At 39.1% G+C, this 20,662-nt stretch carries 12 protein-coding genes; 11 read left to right on the top strand and 1 reads right to left on the bottom strand.

What is annotated here, in order from left to right; all coding sequences use genetic code 11:
* Positions 1 to 12: 12 nt before the first annotated feature.
* The 10 genes from B1F84_RS07915 to B1F84_RS07870 all read left to right on the top strand — a co-directional run bounded on the left by B1F84_RS07915 (position 13) and on the right by B1F84_RS07870 (position 17,768).
* A complete protein-coding gene (locus B1F84_RS07915; RefSeq protein ID WP_131691091.1) occupies positions 13 to 1,377 on the top strand; it encodes a DUF1329 domain-containing protein in 1,365 nt (454 codons plus the stop codon).
* A 124-nt stretch (positions 1,378 to 1,501) separates the two neighbouring features.
* Positions 1,502 to 2,497: a YCF48-related protein gene (locus tag B1F84_RS07910; protein WP_131691090.1), complete on the top strand. Its 996-nt coding sequence runs from the start codon at positions 1,502 to 1,504 to the stop codon at positions 2,495 to 2,497.
* On the top strand, positions 2,497 to 4,827 hold the full coding sequence (locus B1F84_RS07905; protein ID WP_033103387.1) for an MMPL family transporter: 2,331 nt from the start codon (positions 2,497 to 2,499) through the stop codon (positions 4,825 to 4,827). The genes B1F84_RS07910 and B1F84_RS07905 overlap by 1 nt, the downstream gene beginning before the upstream one ends.
* A 201-nt stretch (positions 4,828 to 5,028) precedes the next feature.
* A complete protein-coding gene (locus B1F84_RS07900) occupies positions 5,029 to 9,870 on the top strand; it encodes an NAD-glutamate dehydrogenase (RefSeq protein WP_131691089.1) in 4,842 nt (1,613 codons plus the stop codon).
* A 105-nt stretch (positions 9,871 to 9,975) separates the two neighbouring features.
* On the top strand, positions 9,976 to 10,986 hold the full coding sequence (pyrD, locus tag B1F84_RS07895; protein ID WP_076918651.1) for a quinone-dependent dihydroorotate dehydrogenase: 1,011 nt from the start codon (positions 9,976 to 9,978) through the stop codon (positions 10,984 to 10,986).
* Between the two features lie 131 nt (positions 10,987 to 11,117).
* Positions 11,118 to 11,648: a cell division protein ZapC gene (locus B1F84_RS07890; RefSeq protein WP_008112062.1), complete on the top strand. Its 531-nt coding sequence runs from the start codon at positions 11,118 to 11,120 to the stop codon at positions 11,646 to 11,648.
* A 90-nt stretch (positions 11,649 to 11,738) separates the two neighbouring features.
* Positions 11,739 to 13,856: a bifunctional 23S rRNA (guanine(2069)-N(7))-methyltransferase RlmK/23S rRNA (guanine(2445)-N(2))-methyltransferase RlmL gene (gene rlmKL, locus B1F84_RS07885; protein ID WP_131691088.1), complete on the top strand. Its 2,118-nt coding sequence runs from the start codon at positions 11,739 to 11,741 to the stop codon at positions 13,854 to 13,856.
* On the top strand, positions 13,849 to 14,088 hold the full coding sequence (locus B1F84_RS07880) for a glutaredoxin family protein (protein WP_131691087.1): 240 nt from the start codon (positions 13,849 to 13,851) through the stop codon (positions 14,086 to 14,088). The genes rlmKL and B1F84_RS07880 overlap by 8 nt, the downstream gene beginning before the upstream one ends.
* A gap of 15 nt (positions 14,089 to 14,103) precedes the next feature.
* Positions 14,104 to 16,017, top strand: coding sequence for an ABC transporter ATP-binding protein (locus B1F84_RS07875; protein WP_131691086.1), 1,914 nt, complete (start codon positions 14,104 to 14,106; stop codon positions 16,015 to 16,017).
* 11 nt (positions 16,018 to 16,028) lie between these two features.
* On the top strand, positions 16,029 to 17,768 hold the full coding sequence (locus B1F84_RS07870; protein WP_131691085.1) for a DUF3466 family protein: 1,740 nt from the start codon (positions 16,029 to 16,031) through the stop codon (positions 17,766 to 17,768).
* 92 nt (positions 17,769 to 17,860) lie between these two features.
* Here B1F84_RS07870 and B1F84_RS07865 read toward each other — a convergent pair whose 3' ends face one another.
* On the bottom strand, positions 17,861 to 18,367 hold the full coding sequence (locus B1F84_RS07865) for a DUF2062 domain-containing protein (RefSeq protein WP_008112070.1): 507 nt from the start codon (positions 18,365 to 18,367) through the stop codon (positions 17,861 to 17,863).
* Here B1F84_RS07865 and B1F84_RS07860 point away from each other — a divergent pair.
* Positions 18,347 to 20,614 (top strand): DNA internalization-related competence protein ComEC/Rec2, encoded by a 2,268-nt coding sequence (locus B1F84_RS07860; protein WP_131691084.1) that lies wholly within the window; start codon positions 18,347 to 18,349, stop codon positions 20,612 to 20,614. The genes B1F84_RS07865 and B1F84_RS07860 overlap by 21 nt on opposite strands.
* Positions 20,615 to 20,662: the final 48 nt, after the last annotated feature.

Here is a 20,662-nt window from a genome sequence, read left to right as displayed (position 1 = left end):
GGTAACATTATTATGATTAAAAAACCTACCCTCATTGCTACAGCGTTTTGTAGTTTGTTTGCAAGTCACGCAGCGCTGGCTAAAATTAGTCCAGAAGAAGCAGCGCGCCTTGGTAAAGACTTAAGCCCAATTGGCGCAGAAAAAGCAGCGAATGCTGATGGCTCAATCCCAGCATGGAATGGCGGTATTACTTCTGCCCCAGCTGGTTATGAACCGGGTATGCACCACTTAGACCCTTATGCAACCGATAAAGTATTATTCACTATTGATAAAAGTAATATTGATAAATACAAAGAAAACTTAAGCCCAGGGCAAATAGCATTATTTGAAGCGTACCCAGATACGTTTAAAATGCCAGTGTATGAAACACGCCGTTCTGCGTCTTTCCCACAATTTGTGTACGATGCAACTAAAAAGTTTGCAACGACTGCTGAATTAGTTGAAGGCGGTAATGGTATTAAGAGCACAGCTATTGGTATTCCATTTCCAATCCCTAAAACGGGTTTAGAAGCAATTTGGAACCATTTACTTCGTTACCGTGGTCAATCAATTGAGCGTTTTGGCGGTCAGGCAGCACCGACGGCATCGGGTTCATATAACTATGTTGGTTTTGATGAGCAGTTATTAGTTAAATATTCTGATCCAAGTGCTACCCCGGCTGAACTTCAAGACTCTAATATCTTGTTTAAGTTTAAACAGCAAGTAACTGAGCCTGCTCGTTTAGCAGGTACTGCGTTATTGGTGCATGAAACCATGGATCAAATTTTAACGCCGCGTCAAGCGTGGACGTACAATTCAGGTCAGCGCCGTGTGCGTCGTGCGCCTAATGTTGCCTATGATGCACCGGGTACAGCAGCAGATAGCTTACGTACAACCGATGACTTTGATATGTTTAATGGTTCACCAAATCGTTATAACTGGACGCTAAAAGGTAAGCAAGAGCTTTATATCCCATACAATAGCTACAAGCTTCACAGCGACAAGCTAACTTATGACGATATTTTAAAGCCTGGTCACATTAACCCAGAACACACTCGTTACGAAAAACACCGTGTGTGGGTTGTTGAAGCGAACTTGAAAGATGACACCCGTCATATTTATAAAAAACGTGTGTTCTATATCGATGAAGATAGCTGGCAAGTGCATGTTACCGATATTTACGATAATCGTGATCAACTTTATCGTGTAGCCATGGCTTATGGCCTTAACTATTACGAAGTACCGACGCAGTGGAGTACACTTGAGGTGTATCACGATCTTAACTCACGTCGCTACTTAGCCATTGGTTTAGATAACCAAGAAAAGATGTATGATTTTTCTCAGTCATTCAATGACAATGAGTTTACATCGAGCGCTTTACGCCGCGCAGGCAGATAGTATAAAAGCTGGCACCTAGTTTCCTAGGTGCCTTTTTTGTTTCACATCGCGTTTGTCTATTAACGCACAGGTTTTCCTCCTTATAACAGACAAACAAATCCTCAGTTCAAGGCGAATTTAATTTATGAAGTATTTGGTCTATGCCAGCCTGATCCTAAGCGGTGCGAGTTTTGCACAAGACGCACCTCAAAGTGCGATTAGCGCAATTAATGCAGATAAAACACTCCTTACCGATATTACCCAAACCTCAGCCGGGCTTATTGCTGTGGGTAAACACGGGACAGTGATTAAAAGTGTTGATGGTAGTGACTGGCAACAAGCGCAATCGGTACCTACACAAGTATTATTAACAGCGGTTGAATTTACCAACGATTCTAATGGCTGGGCATGTGGACATGACGCCACAATTATCAATACCACCGATGGTGGTGAAAATTGGCAATTACAACAAGCAAAACCGAGCTTAGATAAACCCTGTTTAGATATTTATTTTAAAGATGACTTACATGGCTATGCGGTTGGTGCCTATGGTATGTTTTATCAAACAACTGATGGCGGAAAAAATTGGCAAAAACGTTTTTTAGATTCGCTATTATTTAGTGAAGATAGAGATTATTTAAATGATTTAAAACAAACAGATCCTGAAGGTTATGAAATAGAAACCTCGTCTATTTTGCCTCATTTTAACCGCATAGAACCGACTAGCAGTGGTTTAATGCTAGTGGGTGAGATGGGGTTAATGGCAAAAAGTGATGACGACGGTCAAACATGGCAACGTTTGGATGAAATTTACCCTGGTTCATTTTTTGGTTTTGCATCAGATTCATCAAGAGATATTGTAGCTGGACTACGCGGTAATATTTTTGTTAATGAGGCTAACAGCGGGCAGTGGCAGCACTTAGACAATGATAAAACAGCTACTGTAAACAGCATCATTAATTATAACGATAAACAATGGCTATTATTGGCTAATAGCGGTGTTATTTTTCATCTTAAGGATGATGTGCTTTCATACGAGCAATTGGCTGATGGTAAAGCGATTCTTGATGGCGTGATTGTAAAAGATAGACTTATCATGGCGACAGAAAACGGCATTAAAGTGAAGGAGTTGACCCCTTAATGCAAGCAATTTTAGATTTTTTAGAAAAAGCGATTTTTAGACACCGCTTAGTGGTACTCATAAGTTTTGTGTTGATCACCTGTTTATTGGTATTTAAAGCCACACACATTCAGCTTGATGCGTCATTTAATAAAAATATCCCGCTTAATCATGAATACATGAAGGTTTACACCAAGCATGAGAAACAGTTTGGTGGTGCTAATAGCATTTTAATTTCAGTATGTGACGACAGTGGTGATATTTTCAACCCTGAATTTTTTACCCAATTAAAAGCAGTTCATGATCAGCTTTATTTTATTCCAGGGGTAAATCGTCCTTTAGTAAATTCTATTTTTTCACCCAGCGCTCGTTTTGTTGAAGTTGTTGAAGACGGCTTTGCTGGCGGACCTATCATTCCAGCCAACTTTAAAGCAGACAAGCAGGGCTTAGGCGTTGTAAAAGAAAACATTGAAAAGGCCAAAGTAGTCGGTCGTATGATAGCAAGCGATTATTCGTGTGCCATGGTGACTGCGCAACTATTAGAAACCGACCCGCAAACACAAGAAAAATTAGACACGCTCGCGTTTGCAAAGAAGTTAGAAAGCGAAATCCGTGAGCCGCTCAGTACAGACGATATTAGTATTCATATTATCGGCTTTGCAAAAATGGCCGGCGATATCGCCGAAGGTGCAAAAGGGGTTGTTTTATTTTTTGCCATCGCGATTGCGTTTACATTCGTCATGGTATGGCTATTTTGTGGCAGCTTAAAGCTCACTATTTTACCGATTGTGTGTTCAATTATTGCTGTAATTTGGCAGTTAGGACTGCTCTCTAGTTTAGGCTTTGGGCTTGATCCTATGTCTATTTTAGTGCCGTTTTTAGTTTTTGCTATTGGTGTGAGCCATGGTGTGCAAATGATTAATGCGATTGGCAAAAAGGTTGCTGAGGGCAAAACTACATCAGTATGTTGTCAATCAAGCTTTAGAGCTTTACTCGTACCTGGTGGGATTGCGCTGTTATCGGATACGGTCGGCTTTTTAACCCTTTTAACCATTGATATCGGTATTATTCGTGAACTTGCTATTACTGCGAGTTTAGGGGTGGCGGTGATTATATTTACTAATCTGATTTTGTTGCCAGTGTGGGCATCATATATGCGCTTTGAAAACAGCATCCATATTCAATCAGGTGATGCCAACAAACCGAATATACTTGATGCTATGCGCGATTTGTTAGTTAAAGCAACCGACCCAAAAACAGCAAAAATCATTATTGGTTTCACGCTGGTTTTATTCGCACTGGGCTATTGGCAAGCAGATAAAATGCGTATTGGTGATTTACATGCGGGAGCACCATCCTTACACCAAGATGCACGTTACAACCAAGATACTTTCTTAATATCGGACAAATACACAATTTCATCTGATATCCTTAAAGTCATTGTAGAGGCTTACCCTGCAGCGTGTACTGAACATGATGTAATGGAGCGTATATCGCGTTTTCAATATAAAGTTGAAAATTTAGCCGGTGTACAATCTGCTGTGAGCCTAAGTTCAGTGGCTCAGTCGGTTAATGCCGGTTATAACGAGGGTAATTTAAAATGGCAAAGTTTGCCGCGCAATTCTGCCAGTTTAGTGCAATCAACCTCTCGAGTTGAAACAAGCACTGGCTTACTCAATGGCGATTGTTCAGTAATGCCAGTGATCATATTTTTAGACGATCACAAAGCACAAACTATTGATAACGTGATTGCAAAAGTAAAACAATTTGCTGTTGAAGAGGGCACAGAAAAACTTGCTTTCAAATTAGCATCAGGCCCTGTAGGCGTAATGGCTGCAACTAACGAGTCTGTTTCAGCCGCGCAAATCCCTATGATGCTCTATGTTTACGGTGCAGTAATTATTTTATGTTTACTTAGCTTTAAGAGCGTAAAAGCAACTATTGCGGTGGTGTTACCCTTGTACATAGTGTCAACCCTTGCACAGGCGCTTATGGTGCAGCTTGAAATTGGTTTAACTGTTTCAACTTTACCAGTAATTGCTTTGGGTGTAGGTATTGGTGTTGATTACGGTATTTATATTTTGTCATCGATGATGGGGCAGTTAAAACAAAACGTGCCGTTGAGTATTGCTTATCGTAATGCATTAGTTGAACGTGGTAGTGCGGTGTTATTTACCGGTATTACGTTAGCAATTGGTGTAAGTACGTGGATTTTTTCTGATTTGAAGTTCCAAGTTGATATGGGAATTCTGCTTACCTTTATGTTTTTAGTAAATATGTTAGGCGCAGTGTTACTTTTACCTGCAATTGGTAGCTTACTCTGGACTGACCAGAAAAAAGAAGGTGAATAAATTTGCTCCAAAATGGCCAGTAATGGCCATTTATATCTATATTTTGTGAATAGATGACCAAATAGCTGAAATGCTTAAAATGTTTTCATCGAAAAGGCTGTTTATTAGTTTCAAAAGGGTTAGAATTTAGCTGACTCCACGCTAATAAATGGCTGTACAAATATTCTGCTAAACTAGCAGTGATAGATTAAGGAACATACAATGACACGAAATGAAGGCCAAGCCTCGGTTATTTTAGATAACGTCTGTAAGCTTATCCAGAAAAAAGTTCGCGCTGATAATGTGTTACTCGTTGAGAAATTCGCCAAAGCCTTGTACAGCAATATGTCTAAAGAGGATTTGGCTAATCGTAACGACAGTGACTTATATGGTGCTGCACTCAGCCTTTGGAATTCGCTAGAAAAAAATACATCAGATGACGCAGTTATTCGCGTTTTCAATCCTGAAGTGGCAAAAGATGGCTGGCAGTCATCACATACCATTGTAGAGATTATCGCTAAAGACATGCCGTTTTTAGTCGACTCTGTACGTATGGCCATGACACGAGAAAACATCGCCTCTCACTTGCTATTGCATAGCCCACTGAAAATTCAACGTGATAAAAACGAAAAAATATCAGGGTTATCAAGCTTAAAAGCAGAGCAAGAATCAACATCAACAAAAACAGTGTTTTTTATAGAAATTGACCGCCAAACAGATGCATCTGTTATTGAGTCTTTCAAAAAAGAGCTTGAATCTGTATTGGTTGATGTTTCGGTTGCCGTTGAAGATTGGCAGCCTATTCGTGAAAAACTCATAGCGGTTAGTAAAAATCTGCCTAAAAGCCATAAAGATAAAAATGATAATGAAATAAACGAAACCGTTGAGTTTTTAGATTGGCTAGTAAAAGATAACTTTACTTTAATGGGTTACCGTCAATATGAGCTGTCACCAGTTCAGGGCGATTATCAATTAAAAGGCAAAATGGAGACTAGCTTAGGGTTAATGAAAAACTCTGATGCTGAACACACACGTTTGCTTTCTGAACTGCCAGAAGTAGCGCAAAGAGAAGCGCGAAGCAGTAACTTATTAATTTTAACTAAAACTAATTCATTGTCTCGTGTTCATCGCCCAGCTTATATAGATTATGTGGGTGTTAAACGTTTTGATGACAAAGGCAATGTTATTGGTGAAGACCGTTTTATTGGTTTGTTTTCATCAAACTTTTATAACAATAGTGCTGCTGATGTACCGGTCCTTAAAAGTAAAATTAATCGTATTATGGATATGTGTGACTTCGCTAAAGGGACACATGCATACAAAGCCGTATTAAATATATTAGAAACTTACCCACGCGACGAACTGGTACAAGCTCGTGAGAATGAGTTACTTGAAGTTGCCATGGGCGTATTGCAAATACAAGAACGCGATATGTGTCGTTTATTTGTGCGCAAAGATGCATACGGCCGTTTTTTATCATGCATGGTTTACGTACCTCGTGAGCGTTATAACACAGCGCTGCGCCGCGAAACGCAGGCTATTTTAGCCAACGCATTTAATTCTGACGTAAAAGTCGAATTTACTACCTATTTCTCTGAGTCTACACTGGCGCGTACCCATTACACTGTTCGTGTGACCGACAACAATATTGAATATAACGTGAAAGATATAGAAAACAATCTAATAGAAGCCGCTCGTACTTGGGAAGATAAATTACAATCAGCCTTACTTGAATCTGCTGGTGAGGCCCGTGGTAATGAATTAAACCGTAAATATTGCAATGCGTTTGCACGCTCATACAAAGAAGAAGTATTACCTAGCGCTGCAGTGGTCGATATTGAAAAGCTAGAAATGCTAAGCGATGATAACAAGCTAGAAATGTTGTTTTATCGCCCGCAAGAAGAAGCAAGCAGCAATATTGTGCGTTTAAGCTTATTCCATAAAGATGAGCCAATTCATTTATCTGATGTTATGCCAATGCTTGAAAATTTTGGCTTACGTGTTGTAGGTGAAACGCCATACTCGGTTAAAACCAGTGATGGTGGCGTTAATTGGATCATGGACTTCTCAATGCTAATTGATAGCAAAGGGATGGCTGATTTTGACAAGATCTCTGCACGTTTTCGTGCTGCGTTAACCAGTGTATGGGCAAACCGCTTAGAAAACGATGGCTTTAACCGTCTTGTGTTAATGGGTGGTTTAACGGGTCGTGAATCTTCAATTTTACGTGCATACGCAAAATACATGCGCCAAATTGGGGTTACTTTCTCGCAAACGTATATTGAAAGCACCTTTGCGAATTACCCGCATATTGCCGCTAAAATTGTAAACTTATTCTCTAAAAAGTTCTCTGTAAAAAGCCCTGCAAGTGCTAAAACGCTTGAAAAGCTAGGCTTAGAAATTTACGCAGAGTTAGAAAACGTTGCCAACCTTGATGATGATCGTATTATCCGTTTATACGTTGATATGATTGTTGCCACACTGCGTACTAACTACTTCCAAAAAGATGCTGAAGGCAAATTTAAGTCTTACATCTCACTTAAAATTCAGCCAAGTTTAATTCCAGAAGTCCCACTACCTGTTCCAGCGTTTGAGATATTTGTTTATTCTCCACGTGTTGAAGGTGTGCATTTACGTTTTGGTAAAGTTGCCCGTGGTGGATTGCGTTGGTCAGATCGCCGAGAAGATTTCCGTACAGAAGTGCTTGGCTTAGTAAAAGCGCAACAAGTAAAAAATACCGTTATTGTACCGGTAGGTTCTAAAGGTGGATTTGTATGTAAACAACTACCTAGTGAACGTGAAGCGTTTATTAAAGAAGGCCAAGAATGTTATAAAATCTTCATTCGTGGTTTATTAGACATTACAGATAATATTGACCGCGGTGAAATAGTACCTGCTGTTGATGTGACTCGCCATGATGAAGACGATGCGTACCTAGTAGTAGCAGCGGATAAAGGCACAGCAACATTCTCTGACATTGCCAATGGCATCGCAAACGAATATAACTTCTGGCTAGGTGATGCGTTTGCATCAGGTGGTTCAGTAGGTTATGACCATAAAAAAATGGGTATCACAGCGCGTGGTGCATGGGAGTCTGTTAAACGTCATTTCCGTGAAATGGATATTAACTGCCAAACAACAGACTTTACAGCAGTTGCTATCGGCGACATGGCCGGTGACGTATTTGGTAATGGTATGCTGTTATCAAAGCATATTCGCTTGCAAGTGGCATTTAATCACTTACATATTTTCGTTGATCCAAACCCAGATGCAGCAGCTTCTTACCCAGAGCGTGAACGTTTATTTAAATTACCACGTTCATCATGGGAAGATTACAATAAAGAGTTAATCTCAAGCGGTGGTGGTATCTTCTCGCGTGCTGCTAAGTCGATTACGCTTACGCCTGAAATGAAAAAGATGTTAGGCACTAAAAAAGCCAGCATGACGCCAAATGAGTTGATCAAAGCATCATTAATGATGAACTATGATTTATTGTGGAATGGCGGTATCGGTACTTACATTAAGCATTCTAAAGAAACTGATGCCGATGTTGGGGATCGTGCAAACGATGCGCTGCGCATAAATGGTAAAGACCTTGGTGCTAAAGTATTTGGTGAAGGTGGTAACTTAGGTGCAACCCAACTAGGTCGTATTGAGTTTGCAGCTCAAGGCGGTCGCGTAAATACTGACTTCATCGATAACGTAGGTGGGGTTGCGTGTTCAGATAACGAAGTAAATATTAAAATTTTACTCAATGGTTTAGTTGCGGAAGGCGACTTAACACGTAAGCAACGTGACGAACTACTTTATTCAATGACTGATGAAGTGTCTGAATTAGTACTTAAAGATTGTTATCGTCAAACGCACACTTTATCGATTACTCAATCTAAAGGAACCTCAACGCTTAAAGAAAAAATTCGCTTTATCCATGCGCTTGAAAAAGATGGCAAGCTAGACCGTGCAATTGAGTTTATTCCTACTGATGAAGAGCTGGCAGAACGCGCCGCCGCAGGTAAAGATTTAACGCGCCCTGAGCTATCTGTATTGGTTTCTTATGCGAAAATGGTGCTCAAAGAGTCATTAGTCACTGATGAAATTACAGAAAACCCGTATTACCGTCAGTTATTAGTTAAATCATTCCCGCGTCCATTACGTGAGAAATTTAATGATGCAATGGATAATCATCCGCTACGCAAAGAGATTATTGCCACTAAGTTAGCAAATAATATTGTTAATGATATGGGCTTAAACTTTATGGTGCGTATGAATGAAGAAACCGGTGCAAATGAAGCTGAAATTGCATTGTGTTACTCAATCGCAAGTGAAATTTTCCAAATGCGTGAAACATGGTTATCTATTAGTGATCTTGATAATAAGATACCATCGAGCGTACAAACAGAAATGTTATACCAATTACGCCGTACAGTTCGCCGTGCAACACGTTGGTTCCTGCGTCATCGCACCAAAGCACAATCAATTGAGCAAGCGATCGAAATATTCTCACCAACATTTGCAGATTTAAGTGAAAACTTAACTAAATACATCGTTAAAACAGAAAGCGATCGTATTGTAAGTGCGCGTGAAGAACTAACGCAAAGCGGTGTACCTGCTGATATTGCACAGCGTATTGTATCGTTATCAAGCTTATTCTCGGTAATGGATTTAACGCAAATTGCACAAAACTCTAATCGTAAAATCGATATGGTGTCGCACACTTACTTCAAACTTGGTGCGCAAATGGGACTGCATTGGTTCTTAGACCAAATCACTAATCAACCTGTTTCAAACCATTGGCAGGCATTAGCGCGTGCGTCATATCGTGAAGAGTTAGATTGGCAGCAACGCACCTTGTCAGAAGTTGTATTAAACAGCTTTGAAGGTGAAAACAGTGATGTAGATGGCCAAATTGAACAATGGATGGATAGTCAAGATCTGTTGCTTCAACGTTGGAAGCAAATGCTGACAGAGTTTAAAACATCGCAAAGCCATGATTTTGCTAAGTTCTCAGTGGCATTAAGAGAGCTTATGTTGCTTGGTCACAATTGTGATACATCAGCAAAGTAACAAACTGCTATTGATTAAAACTAATCGTTAAACAGTTTTTGTTATATAATACCTCAGCCTTGTCTGAGGTATTTTTTTGTCTACAATTTTAAGAGGATTATATTCATGTTCTACGATTTAGCTCGCCGTTTTATGTTTACCCGTGATGCGGAGTGGGCACATGATTTTGCTCTTAACAACTTACGTCGCTTTGCTAACACGCCATTAAGTGCGGCATGGGCACAAAGTGTTGCTAATAAACCGGTGAATTTTTTAGGTTTGGAATTTAAAAACCCAGTAGGACTTGCTGCTGGTCTTGATAAAAACGCTGAGTGTATCGATGCCTTTGCCCAAATGGGCTTTGGTTTTGTTGAAGTGGGTACAGTAACACCGCGTCCTCAAGCGGGTAATGATAAGCCTCGTATGTTTAGATTGCCACAGTCAAATGCGATTATTAATCGTATGGGCTTTAATAACAAAGGTGTTGATAATTTAGTTAATAATGTAAAAGCAGCTAAGTACGATGGCATTTTAGGTATTAATATCGGCAAAAATAAAGATACCCCAAATGAGCAGGGTAAAGACGACTACATTCACTGTATGCGAAAAGTGTTTGAGCATGCATCCTATATTACTGTAAACATTTCATCACCCAATACACCGGGCCTACGAGACCTACAATATGGCGCAGCATTAGATGATTTATTGCAAAGTCTAAAAAATGAACAGCTTGATTTAATTGCCAAGCATAATAAACAAGTGCCTATGCTGGTTAAAATTGCACCAGACTTAGATCCAATTCAAATTGAACAAGTCAGTGAGTCATTATTAAATAATAAAATTGATGGTGTTATAGCCACAAATACCACCTTAGAGCGCAGTTTAGTTCAAGGTCAGCAATATGCTGATGAGGCTGGCGGTTTATCCGGTGCGCCAGTTAGAGAGCGTTCAACCCATGTTGTTTCTGAACTCAAGCGCTTAACAAATAATCAGTTACCTATTATTGGTGTGGGTGGTATTGATGACGCTCAATCAGCAAAAGAAAAGTTTGATGCGGGTGCAGATTTAGTCCAAGTTTATACCGGTTTTATATACAAAGGACCGCAATTGGTAAAGTCGATCATTAACCACTTATAAGGATCAGTTATGTAAGCTTTTGATCGTTCGATAAATGTTCTAAAAAGACGTTTTAAAAATGGTCAAAAGCAGCTATACTCTAAGCTTATTGTCTTATTTTATTTTTTTAAGTACTAAGTAGGGGGGAGCAAATGTTACAAGCGTCAAAGCAATGGCAATGGATAGCATGCGCTGAGAAAAACCGCTTACTGCTTGATTTAAATGACGATATGCAACTTTGCACACCTTATAAGCTTAGACAATTAACTGATTGCGCTTTTAAAAATCCTTACTTCAGCCTTGAAGATGCGGCTTTTTATGAGCAAGTCTATTATTATCTTGAGCAGTTTAATTTATGGAACTCTGCTCAGTTATGCCAAATAGCCCTTAATGCAACGGCAGTTAAATTTCAACTAAAGCCCGTGTTAGCAAAAAGTTGGTTTTTTAAACCATATACCGGTAGTACGCCCAGTACTGAAGCGGTTATAAACTTAAGCTCTGAGTCACAAACAGGCGAGTTCTTAATTGTAGAGCATTGCCCTGATGCTTCTGTTTGTATAAATTTAAGCGAAACTTTTGCACTCGACGGCAATTTATCACTTGCCCAGTTTGAAGTGATCCGCGTATTAAACAATCGTGTTTTCCCCCTCATTACCTCACAGTACGATAGTCAAACAGCTTAGCCTAATTTAGTCTCTAGGGCTTGTTTATGGCGTATTTGTACGCAAACCTATGTTATAATCCCGCGCAATTAGCTATTAAGGGTTTTTACTTTGCAATTTATCGCACTTACTTCTATCGGAATCGAAAATTTATTGGTTGATGAACTTACAGAACTTGGCGCTACGGTTTCAAAACAAACTGTGGGTTCTGTTCGCTTTGAGGCTGACTCATTGCTAGCGCAAAAGGTGTGTTTATCAACACGCTTTGCTACGCGTGTACTTATGCTTATTGAAGAAAAAGAAGGCGTAAATGACAAAGACAGCTTGTATAAATTTGCACGCTTGCAACCTTGGCAAGAGTGGTTTGGTCCAACACAAACTTTTGCAGTTGACTTTAATGGCACAAACGATTCACTTAAAAATACCCAATTTTCAGGTCTAGTGATTAAAGATGCCATTGTTGATTACTTTAACGATTTATTTGAACAGCGCCCAAATGTTGATAAGCAAGATGCCAATGTGCGAGTAGTTGCCCGTTTAAATCGTCACGGTGTTTCACTTTATATTGATTACTCAGGGCCGCGTTTATCAGAGCGTGGTTACCGCCAAGGCCAAGGTAAAGCACCAATTAAAGAGCATTTAGCTGCGGCAATAATAAAACGCAGTGGCTGGCTTGAAAATGTCAATCAACCGCTATTCGATCCATGTTGTGGCGCTGGTACTATTTTAATTGAAGCGGCAGGTATGGCACGTAATGAAGCGCCTGGATTATTCCGTGAAGGGTTTGCGTTTGAGCGTTTACCTAGCTTTAGAGTGGCAAAATTCAAAGAACTTAAAGAGCAACTTTTAGCGAATATTACTGATCCTAAATTATGGCTAATTGGCCATGATTACGATGCACAAGTACTTGATAAAGCGATTACCAATGCAAAACGCGCCGAGCTTGATACGGTGATTAAATTTAAGCAAAGCGATGCGACAAAACTGACGAGCGTTGCAAAATTACCGGGTGTTGTTATTTCAAACTTACCTTATGGTGAGCGTATTGGTTCTATGGCTGAACTTGTAAACTTGCATCGTAGTTTAGGTGTTGGTTTTAAAAAGCACTTTAATCATTGGAAGCTCGCTTTACTGGGTATGGATGAAAGCCTGTTTAAATTGCTTAAATTAGTAAAGCAAAAACGCTATAAATTTAAAAATGGCCCCCTGGATGTTGAATTAAACCTATATCAGTTAGATGACAAGCAAGTTAGCCTTACCACTGATGACAAACCCGCTTTAAATTTTGAAGGTTCAATGGCGTTTGCTAATCGCCTGAAAAAGAACAAGCAAGGTTTAAAAAATTGGCTTAAGCAAAACCAAGTCCATGCGTATCGTGTTTACGATGCAGATATTCCTGAATACAACGTTGCTGTTGATATTTATGATGATTCAGCGGTTATTTTTGAATACGCAGCACCGAAAGAGATTGATGAAAAAACCTCAGAGAAGCGTTTACAAGATGTTATTAGCTTAACAGCACAACAACTTGATATTGCACCTGAAAACATTGCTGTAAAAGTACGTAAAAAGCAAAAGGGTGAAGAGCAATATACACCCATGGCTAAGCAAAATAGAACCATGGTGGTAGAAGAGTTTGGTGCTAAGTTTAAAGTTAATTTATTTGACTATTTAGACACGGGGCTATTTTTAGATCATCGCCTTGCACGTCGTTACATTCAAGAAAACGCTAAAGATAAGCGCTTTTTGAACCTGTTTGCTTACACAGGGACGGCCTCAGTACATGCAGCCATTGGTGGCGCAAAAGCGATTACTACCGTTGATTTATCTAAAACCTACTTAAAGTGGGGCCAAGATAACTTTGCGCTTAACGATATTAGCAATACGCGCTATCGTTTTGAGCAAGCAGACTGTTTAAAATGGTTAGAGCATGCACAAGGGCAATACGACTTGATCTTTTTAGACCCTCCAACATTCTCTAACTCTAAGCGAATGAAAGATGCGTTTGATGTACAAAATGATCACATTAAGCTGTTAACTTGGGTTAAAAAAATATTGAGCCCATCGGGTACGCTTATATTTTCTAACAATAAACGCGGCTTTGTGATGGACGAAGTAGGTTTAATGGGCTTAGGCTTAAAAGCAGAAAATATTTCTGAAAAAACCTTATCCCCTGACTTCAAACGTAATAAAAAAATTCACAATAGCTGGTTAATTAAACATGGCTAAGTGGGTTTTATATCACACCGACGGCTGCCACTTGTGCGAGCAAGCACAGCAGCTGTTAAAACCGTTACTTTTATCAACAGATGAATTACAACTTATTGATATTATGAGCGATGACGCATTAATTTTAGAATATCAAATAAGTATCCCGGTTTTAAAAAATCAACAAGGCCAACAATTATTTTGGCCTTTTACTGCACCTCAGGCGCAGCAGTTTTTAGCGCAAGCAGAATAAGAGTAAAGATTAACTATGGATTTAATTAGAATTTCAAAAGCACAACTAGCTTACGGTACACACCCACTACTTGATAATGCAGATGCGGTTATAGAAAGCGGCGAACGTGTGTGTATTGTAGGGCGTAACGGTGCGGGTAAATCAACGCTTTTAAAAGTACTCGATGGTCAAGTAATACTTGATGATGGCGAAATAAACCAAGTTGGTAGTTTAAAAATATCGCGTTTAGAGCAAGATCCGCCTAAAGGGGCAAGCGGTACTGTATTTGACTACGTAGCCCAAGGTATGCCTGAAATTGCTAACTTACTGATTGATTTTCATCATGTAAGCACACAACTGCAAACAGATTGCACTGATCAACTATTAAATAAATTAGAGCGTTTATCTAATAAATTAGAGGCGGCAGATGGCTGGCGTTTTGACAGTCGAATTCAACTTGTACTTACTCAATTAGAGCTAACCCCTGATGCGAAACTAGAATCACTTTCTGGTGGTTGGTTACGTAAAGTTGCATTAGCGCGTGCTTTAGTGAGTGAGCCTGATTTATTACTGCTCGATGAGCCTACTAACCATTTGGATATGACAAGTGTTATGTGGTTAGAGCAATTCTTAAAAGAATTTAAAGGCGGTATTGTATTTATATCTCATGACCGTGCATTTATTCGCGCTGTTGCTACACGTATTTTAGATTTAGATCGCGGTAAACTGATTTCATACCCTGGTGATTATGCCACTTATTTAGAACAAAAAGCGCATGATTTAAAAGTAGAAGAAACACAAAATGCATTGTTCGATAAACGTTTAGCGGAAGAAGAGGCATGGATCCGCCAGGGTGTTAAAGCCCGTCGTACTCGTAACGAAGGCCGTGTTCGTGAGCTGAAACAATTACGTAATGAACGCAAACAGCGTGTGGATCAGGTAGGCAAAACTGATTTCAATATTGAAACAGCCGATCGTTCAGGTAAGTTAGTATTTGAAGCGAAACACTTAAATCATGCATTTAAAGACAAAGTGATAGCTGATGACTTCTCTACCTTAGTAATGCGTGGCGACCGTATCGGCTTGGTAGGCCCTAACGGCATAGGTAAAACAACGCTATTAAAATTACTATTTGGCGATTTAAAAGCAGACAGTGGTGAAATAAAGCAAGGTGTTAATTTAGAGTTTGCTTATTTCGATCAGTACCGTGAAAAACTTGATGAAGAAGCGACCGTTCAAGATAACGTTGCTGAAGGTAAGCAAGAGGTGATGATGGGCGGGCGCTCACGTCATGTGTTAGGCTATTTACAAGACTTTTTATTCCCGCCAGCACGCGCTCGCACACCGGTAAAAGCACTTTCAGGTGGTGAAAAAAACAGGTTGTTATTAGCCAAACTATTTTTGAAACCTTCAAATATATTAGTGCTTGATGAGCCAACAAATGACCTAGATATAGAAACATTAGAACTCCTTGAAGATATTATTAATCAATATCAAGGTACTGTGCTGATTGTTAGCCATGACCGAGAGTTTATTGATAATACCTGTTCGAGTGTTTGGGCATTTGAAGGGAACGGCAAAGTCACTGATATAGTTGGCGGCTACAGTGATTATGAAGCGTATACCAACTATTTAGCAGAGCAGCAAAAGCAGCAGCAACAGCAGCCAGTAAAAAAAGTTGAAAAAACAGAGCCAACGCCAGTTAAAAGCAATAACAAAGCAATTAAACTCTCTTACAAATTAAAACTTGAACTAGAGCAACTACCTAATAAAATGGAACAACTTGAAGCTGAGCTTGAAAAACAACAAGAACGAGTAAGTCACGAAGATTTTTTCAAGCAAGACAGTGATATAACAGCCAAGGAATTGAACCATTTAGCCCAACTTGAGTCTGACCTTGAAGCCGCTTTTGAGCGTTGGGAAGAACTTGAAGAATTAAAGAATCAGTAGTAAGGAATAAAATGAAATATAAATTACTCGCGGCCAGTGTTTTAGCCACACTGAGTACATCAGCATTAAGTGCAACGTACCAGTTAACCGAATTAGGTGACTTTGAAGCTGCCAAACATACTTATGTTACTGATGTGAGTGAAAATGGACATGTTATAGGGCAAGCTAACGGATTGTATAACTTACCCATTGATATTAGCTATATTGATTTTACAGATAGTTTGATCAAAAACGCGTATACCAATGAGGTTAATGCATTTGAATTAAGCGATAAAGAGATTACCTTTACGCTTGATGACATAGAAAATAACGACGCTATTTATACTAATGCTGATGCGCATACTTTTATGGTTCGTTTTTTATCAAACTTATCATCTAACTTTGAGTATCAAAAAATCAGTTCAATTGTTGCTGCTAATTACAATAGTGGTGTAATTACAGAGCAGCCTTTATTTGATATAGCTTCTGTTGATTACGACGGGCTAACACGTTCAACAAGTAATTTTTATACGGGTGTTGCAGAAGACGGAACAACCGTTGGCTGGGGGACGGCTCCTTTTGAAAAAATCAGTTTTACACCGGATGGTGAAACAGTTGAAGAAACGTGGTTTACTCGCGACTTTATTGAACGTGGCATTTTAATCTCTGCAGGTGGTGTGGAAGTGCCGCTTGTTCCAGAATTTAATGAACACGGTGGAACGAGTAAAGCCTCTAATATTGTTGCCACTGACACAGGTTATATCGTTGTTGGTAATGTATCAGTTAGTATTCCTGCTGAGAGACAAACCACAATTACTGATAACTGTGACGGCCTTGATGAGCCAGTAATGGCCTGTATTGAATCACTAAACAGTCGAAGTACGCGTGGTTTATTCAATAAAACAGCGGTTAAATGGACTCTAGATAGTGCTTTTAATGTGACTTCAACAGAATTATTAGGTTTAGCGCTTACTCCAAAAGAAGACGAAGACAATAATCCGTTTATTAGTAACGCCTTAGCGGTTAACAAAAATGGCGTTGCAGTCGGTTTTTCTAACACTCGTTATTTTGATCGCGATGCGACTATTTTAACTATGCCAACGTATTTTAAAGACGGTGAAGTGGTTGATTTTATAAACCAGCAAGATGATTGGCAAGCAGGTAAAGCATTTGCAATCAATGATAATGACATTATTGCAGGTTATGCTACTAAACGTATTGAAGGTTCCTTAAGAAACAAACTTTTCTACCATGATATAAATACAAACACGACCGTGTTCCCTGAAGATTATTTTATTAGCTCAAGCTCATATGCAAATGATATTAATAATCAAGGTTACATTGTAGGTGAAGGTGATGTTGGTGAAACAGCGAGTTCAAGACGCTCTGAAGCATTTATTTATAAAATTGGTGATGACAAAATCACTAACTTGAATACTCTACTACCGTGTTATGACAGTGATGGTGAAACTAGTTTTAGTTATAAAATGGTCGAAGCGAAATCAATTAATGAAAGCAACGAAGTATTCGGTGTGGCAACTAAAACGGTTGAAAAACTAAACTCACTAGGCGAAGTCGTAACCGACATTAATGGCAATATTCAATATGAAAGTGTTGCAGTGGCGGTAAAGCTTTCGCCTATCCCTAATGGTGAAGTTGAAAACTGTAAAGCCCCAGATGCAGAGTTTTATGAACGTAGCTCAGCCAGTTTTTCATGGTTTGGTTTATTACTGCTACCTTTAGTTGGATTAAGACGCGTTTTTCGTTTCTAATTACAGCTATTCGTTTATAAAAAAACCAACTTGTTAAGTTGGTTTTTTTTTGTCTATAGTAATATAAACAGAAGCACTTGATGGAGTAGGCGCTAGTTATTTCTCGATGTCCAAGCTCGTCTCACCGAGCGGCGCCAAATCAAATCAATACCAAAATAACCAATAACACTAGCAATAGATGCACACACAAGTGAACCGACTAAAAAAGCGGGGCCAATTGTCGTTAAACTTTCTATAAACCATGCCCAACTTGCCTCAAACGCAAAATGTTGCTCCGGTTGATTAAGTACTAATGTGCCAACCAAGTATGAGCCGTAAAAAATAGGTGGCATTGTAAGTGGGTTAGTGATCCACACTAAAGCAACAGAAATAGGTAAATTTACTCTTAAGATTATGGCTGCGGCAGCTGCTAGCACCATTTGAAAAGGAACAGGGATGAATGCAAAGAAAAGTCCAACGGCAAAAGCACCGCGTGCTGAACGTCTATTTAAATGCCAAAGGTTAGCATCATGTAAAAGACGACCAAATATTTTTAGTGATTTGTGATGTCTAATTTTATTTGGATCAGGTAAAAACCGTTGGATCGTTTTTTTAGCCATTTAAAGCAACCATTTACGTCTGTGTGGATGAGTCTTGGATTTGTTGTCGGTGTCGTTGTTACCGTGTTTTATTATCAAACCCTTGAATTTACAGTTATCACAATTTCAATCCTCATTGTGAGCACGTATTTTAAGCCGTTTTTAACTGTATTGTTAGGCTTTATTTGCGGTATTTGTTGTGTAGCAGCACATTTTATCTTGTTTTATTCATTTGAATTGCCTGAACAGCACGAAAAATATGCTTATTCTGTCGGTGTTGTGGTCGAAGAGGTTATTTCTGCTACACCTCCCCAATATGTAAAAGTTAAAATAACGCGTTTGGAAGAAAGAGAATATAGTCACTTTAGGGCACCTTATGCCTTATTAAGTATTAATTTTGCACAACCAATTCAATCTGGTGATGCTTTTAATGCTCAAGTGAGACTTAAAAACTATAGATCCATTAAGAATTTTACTGTTTTTGATAATCAGCTTTATGCTTTTACCCAAAAGATAGCGTTTAAAGGTACAGTGCTCAATAAACAGCTTAATATTAAAAGCTCTCAAAAAAGTAATGCCGTGTCAGCTTATAGAGCCTATGTCAAAAAGTTGGTAAATAATGCTGAGCTGAATTGGCTCTATTATGTGCTGTTAACTGGCGATAAGTCATTAATGACATTCGAGCATAAAGAGTTAATGCAGAGCCTTGGGTTAAGTCATTTGTTGGCGATTTCTGGATTACATATCTCTCTAGTGTTTGGTTTTTGTTATTTTGTTACACGGTTTTGTCTTAAGTTGGTTAAACCTGAACTAAATCAAGCCTTAAATGTTTCTATTTTTTATAGTGCTGCTGGTTTTATAGTCGCATTCTTATATGTTTACTTGAGTGATTTCATCATCTCCGCAACCCGCGCTTTAATTATGTTGGGCTGTTATTTATTGCTTTATTACTTGGCAAAGCAATCATTGAGGTGGCGCAGTATTTTATATGCGTTGGTTATTATTTTAGCGATTAATCCATTTAGTTTGCTTAATCCTGGTCTGTATTTTTCATTTTTAGCGGTATGTATCATTTTTATGGTTTTAAAGCAGTTTCCGCTGAGAGGTCATACACTACTGGCCAATATTCGCACTCTTGTTGTTATTCAACTGGGATTATTTATTGGCTTGCTACCGCTATCATTATACTTTTTTAATGGCGTGAGTTTAGCGGGTTTAGTTTTAAATCTTGTCGCTATTCCCATTTTATCTTTTGTATTAATGCCCGCTTTATTTTTAAGTGTGTTGCTGGGGTTATTAACCGATTGGTACGCATTTATTGTGTTGTATGATTTGCCACTGACCTATATTTATCAAATGTTGCAGGCAATACCACAGCACATACGGTGGCTTAATGTCGGTCAGGTAAGTATAACCACCGTGGTGCTGCTTTATAGTGCTGTTCCGTTACTTTATTTTATTGAGCTTCGCTTACTGGCGTGCATTCCGCTTTTGACTTTACTGTTTAACCATTACTTTACGCAAACTAGCCTTTGGCGGCTGAATGTATTTGATGTGGGACATGGACTAATGGTACTGATAGAAAAAGACAAGCACGCGTTTATTTATGACTTTGGCCCAAGTTACTTTAATCGTTTTAGTCGTGTGCCTAGTATATTACTACCCTATATTGATGCCCATAATCTTACGGTAAGTACTGCGATTGTGAGTCATCAAGATAACGACCATGCCGGAGGTGTTACGCATTTTAAAGCGGCTGGCTATGCATGGAGCTTTGATTATTTTCATCCAAGTGGTGTATATAACGACTGCATAGCAACAACGATAGACTTTCAAGGCTTGAGTATTCAAACCTTTGCAAAAGAGGAGTTTAATAACAGTAATGATAATTCCTGTGTCGTTAAAATCTCAAGTGCAAACCACAGTGTGCTTCTCACTGGTGATATATCAAAGGCGAGGGAGTCTAAATTAATTAAAAAAGGGGATGATTTACAAAGTACCGTTTTGTTAAGTCCTCATCACGGCAGTGATAGTTCCTCCAGTGTCGAGTTTATTAAGGCCGTAAACCCAACATTTGTGATTCATTCAAGTGCGTATCAAGGTCAGTGGCAATTTCCAAGTAAAGCAGTGGTCAAGCGTTACAGTGAAATACACGCAAAACAATATAGCACCGGTGATGTAGGACAAATTCGGGTTGATTTTTATGCTAAGCACCTAGAGCTGACTACTGCAAGAGGGGCGGAAAGTTATTGGTTTATCAAAGATTGACGTTTTGTTTTGCTGTTGCTAAGGATACAATAGGGGCTGTTACTGGTT

Source organism: Pseudoalteromonas sp. DL-6, from assembly GCF_004328665.1.
Lineage (GTDB): Bacteria > Pseudomonadota > Gammaproteobacteria > Enterobacterales > Alteromonadaceae > Pseudoalteromonas.
Note: the sequence above shows the minus strand (reverse complement) of the source record. Positions and strands in the feature narration are given on the sequence as shown.